Source organism: Empedobacter sp. GD03861 (genome assembly GCF_029840885.1).
GTDB lineage: Bacteria > Bacteroidota > Bacteroidia > Flavobacteriales > Weeksellaceae > Empedobacter > Empedobacter falsenii_B.
The window spans coordinates 1-4,245 of record NZ_JAOCDJ010000069.1; the positions used below are offsets into that span (position 1 = coordinate 1).

Genomic DNA, 4,245 nt, shown 5'->3' on the forward strand with positions numbered 1-4,245 from the left:
GCTATTTCTTTGGTGCTTTCTACCTATATACCATCAATTGTTTTTTTATTTGTATCGCTACTTTTTTAGTCATCAAATATTTAAAATATCCTGCTTCTGCTACGATAGAACCAAAGAATGAAAAGCGCATCCGGTACGGAATTACCACCCTATTGATGATTATGATCATCCCCAGTTTTTATCTGGCGTATAATCTATTTGAAGAAAAGAAGTTTACTAAAACCGTGGAAGAATTTATCAATTCTGAATTCAATAGTAGAGGATATACGGTGATTTACAAGAAACTGAATTATAATGCCAATCCCAAAAAGGTGGACCTGGCATTTCTGAATAAAAAACTACGCAAAGAAGAAATGGAAATGTATAACCGATTACTGGAGGAAAGAGGTGTTCATAATACGATACTGAATTTCAGACAGGATGATGCAGATCTTAAGTCGGAGATACTCAGTGAACTGAATAAGCAGGATGCTTCTTTGTCAGAAAAAGATGTAACCATCAACAACCTTCGACAAGAACTGAATAAATATAAAGTAAATGAACCAGGACTTGTGAGAGAACTGAACGTTCTTTTCCCTGAACTGAAAGATGTGTCTCTTGGTAAAATAGAAAAATTTTCAGGAACAGATAGTGCCAAAGTAGAATGGTTGGTATTGTATCATTTGGAAAAAGGGACAAAAGAAATTGATAAATCGAAAATGAAAAAATGGCTGAACGAGCGTCTTGATGTTGATAATACATTAATCCTACAAGACACACAATCGGAATAGCCTGAGAATTTTTAAATGAAAGAGTTTTTATATGCCAAATGGATACAACAGCTCATTGTTGTATTGCACTTGGTTGCACTTACAGCATTAATAGCTGATTACGGTTTTATACTAAACCCAAACTTACAATTAGGGGTCAGTCGACGAAAAGTATAAAAAACAGGGTTAAGTAAAAGTATAGTTAATTAAATCGTTTTAAATCAAATAATTATATTATTTAAGTTTAGGTTTTTACACAATAGTTATTATTGGCTGATTTGGATATGTAGTTTCAATAAAAAAATGAGGTCTACAGCGTATTTTTTCTATAAAATCATTTATTCAAAACGGTACTTATTTAAAATCAATGTTTTAAATTTAATTTTTCAAGTATATAACTTGTATTATGTTAAGTAATTGAAATAAATTTTATCTATTTTAATATCACCTAATCATAGGTAAAATTGTTAACCCTATTTTTTTTACGAATCGTCGATTGCCCCCTTATTGAACCTTGCAGAAATGTTTAATAGAAGCACTTCAGCCCCGCTTTTGGCAAACCCTTGTTGTGTGCTTGGCTTCTTCGTCAGTCTAATCTTAATTTATTATCAAACTGTGTTGGAAATAAGGAAAGCCTGTCGAAATTCATTTACAGAACTTTGACAGGCTTACATTTTAGAATAATTGTGGTATGTTTATTTAGCCGCTAAAACATCCAATTTCTCAATAGATGGTGCAGTAGCCAACAATTCAGGTGCATTTTCCATTAGCGCTTTTGCAATCTTACCACCAAGATGAGCTTCTCTGCCTTCTTCATCTGAAAAAGTGTCAAAAATGCCAAATGTAGAAGCGTCAATACGGAACGCATACCATGTAACAGTACCTGCTTCTTCATTAGCAAGTGGCAATGCACTTGTAATAAACTCTTCAACAGCTTTTTCTTTTCCTGCTTTTGCTTCTAGTCGAACTAATAATCCTAATTTTTTCATGTCTTTTTATTTTTAAATTAAACCAATTTTGTTTTAACAAATTTAGCTCATTGAAGCTTGTGAGGCTTTTTTATTTAGCTCAAAAACTTATGAAAAAAGGTCAAGTTTTCATCATGTTTTTTGGACTGTAACCAAATTCATTTTTAAAGGCTGTGCTAAAATTCGACAAGCTGTCATAGCCATAGTCCATATAGATTTCTGATGGTGTCGCTTCATTATTAAGTAGCAACTTTTTGGCTTTGTTGAGCCGTTTTAGTTGAAACCATTTTCCTGGAGACTCTTGATATACTTGTATAAATTTTCGCTTAAAAGTAGACAGGCTCATATTACATAGAAAAGCGATCTCGTCAATATTCAAACTCGTGTACAGATTTTTTTCAATGACCATTTTAAAAGATAATTCTCTTTCATTGATTAATAATGAATGTAGATAAACAAAAAAACTTTGCCCATACTTATCAGCCAGATATAGCATAATTTCTTCAAATTTCAATTCCAGAATCTTTTGTGAGATTGTTTGATTCAAGCCATAAATTTGTTGAATAGAATTAATAAAATGGATAATAAAATTGTCTTTTTTGATAAGGAAATAGGGACTATTGTTCGTTGTTTTATTTAAGTCTTTTGGGTTAAATAAATGCCCATATTTCAATAAAAAATCATTAATGTTTTTTTGAGAAAAGAAAAAGAGAAGGCAACTATAACTATTTGCCCCAACAATTTCTGTTGTTAAAAAATTCCCCGACGCAAGAAGCAAGGATTGTGAATCGTCTATCGAAACGATGTCATTAGAAAAGTGAATGTTCTTTTGTCCATCCAACAAAAAACTGAATACATTTTTGTTTAGGTTAATCTTATTTTTGGAAACAAGTTTATACGCCTCGTAGTTAGCAATTTGCAGGTCTGAAGTGTCCGTGTAGTTATTTTCAAATAAATCTTCTGGCAAATTTGTAATGTCCATGATAGTGTTGTTTTAAAAAACATTTTGGAGTTGTAAATATATTACATTTCTATTTCAAAAATTGTTTGCTAAAGTTTGGATGAATAGGTCGTTTAGCCTTGCACACAACATAATACTTTACTTCGTAAAGTATAAAAAAGCTTCGTAAAACATTCCCTATATCTGTATTTCGTATAATTACTTTGTTAAAAATAGCAAATTATTGGATAATCTATAATATTAAAACATAGTTTGCATGAATAACGAATATATTTTCCAATAATTTTAAATATTCAGTCATGGATAGCGAAGTTCTACAATTAACCCATTTCATTACTTAACATAAACATTATTATATAAATTTTATTTCCCTATTTATTCCAATTGTCTTAATAAAACTATTAGATTTGTGATAGTATCAAATGATAGTATCATATAATGAAACCACCGTACGAAATAACACAAGAAATACTTAGACTAATAACACTTATTTCTGTTCAGATTGGAGAGATTAATGCAAAATATTTAATTAAAACTGATCCTATACTAAGAAAGCAAAATCAGATTAAAACAATTCATTCATCATTAAGTATTGAGGGAAATACGCTTACAGAAGAACAGATTACTGCAATTATAGAAAACAAAAGAGTTATTGGTCCTCAAAAAGATATAATTGAAGTTCTAAATACTTTAGAAGTATATAAAAATATCAGAAATTTAAAATCATCAAGTGAAAAGGATTTTTTAAAAGCTCATAAAATGTTGCTTTTGAATTTAATTAAAAATCCTGGAAAATATCGAAGTCAAGGAGTTGGTATAGTTAAAGGTTCTCAAGTAGAACATATAGCACCACCATATGAAAATGTATCCTTTTTGATGAAGGATTTGTTTGAGTATTTAAAAGATAAATCAGAAATAGCTTTAATAAAAAGTTGTGTATTTCATTATGAAATGGAATTTATTCATCCTTTTTTAGATGGAAATGGAAGAATGGGGAGATTATGGCAAACATTAATATTAATGGAAGCTTATCCTATTTTTGAATTTCTCCCTTTTGAAACCTTAATTTCTAAAAATCAAAATGCATATTATAATGCACTATCAATATCAGATAAACAAGGTAAGTCAACAGTATTTATAGAATATATGTTATCTATAATAAATAAGTCTTTAGATGATGTTTTGAGTAATTCTGTTAAAAAACTGACAGAATCTAATCGTATTTCATTGTTTTTAGAAGAAAATGATAAAGATTTTACACGAAAAGATTACTTAAATTATTTTAAAGATATATCATCTTCTACAGCAAGTAGAGATTTAAAGAAAGCTGTAGATGATAATCTTATTATTAAAATAGGAGATAAAAAAACGACTATTTATAGAAAGAGTTCCACTTAACATAATTGTTATTATACACCAAAGATTTTTAGGTTAAAACACTGATATTGTGAGAGTGCCGTTTTGGATAAATGATTTTATGTGACACTGTACCAAAAACTGTGTAAGTATAAAATTCTGCTTGGGTTAAAATCGAGCAGAATTTTTTTTATACATTTAATATTTACAT

3 protein-coding genes and 1 pseudogene are annotated in these 4,245 nt (G+C 29.4%); 2 read left to right on the forward strand and 2 right to left on the reverse strand.

The features are described 5' to 3' along the window. Positions 1–770 (forward strand): annotated as a pseudogene (locus N5D03_RS14555) (hypothetical protein); the annotation flags it as partial. 674 nt (positions 771–1,444) lie between these two features. Here the strand turns inward: N5D03_RS14555 and N5D03_RS14560 are convergent. After that, entirely contained in the window at positions 1,445–1,738 is a 294-nt protein-coding gene (locus tag N5D03_RS14560; RefSeq protein ID WP_280052071.1) for an antibiotic biosynthesis monooxygenase, read from the reverse strand. A gap of 100 nt (positions 1,739–1,838) precedes the next feature. Continuing rightward, on the reverse strand, positions 1,839–2,699 hold the full coding sequence (locus tag N5D03_RS14565) for an AraC family transcriptional regulator (protein ID WP_280052072.1): 861 nt from the start codon (positions 2,697–2,699) through the stop codon (positions 1,839–1,841). 417 nt (positions 2,700–3,116) lie between these two features. Between N5D03_RS14565 and N5D03_RS14570 the strand changes: the two genes are divergently transcribed. Further along, complete coding sequence (locus tag N5D03_RS14570) at positions 3,117–4,076, forward strand: Fic family protein (protein ID WP_280052073.1); 960 nt, start codon at positions 3,117–3,119, stop codon at positions 4,074–4,076. The last annotated feature ends 169 nt before the right edge of the window (positions 4,077–4,245 follow it).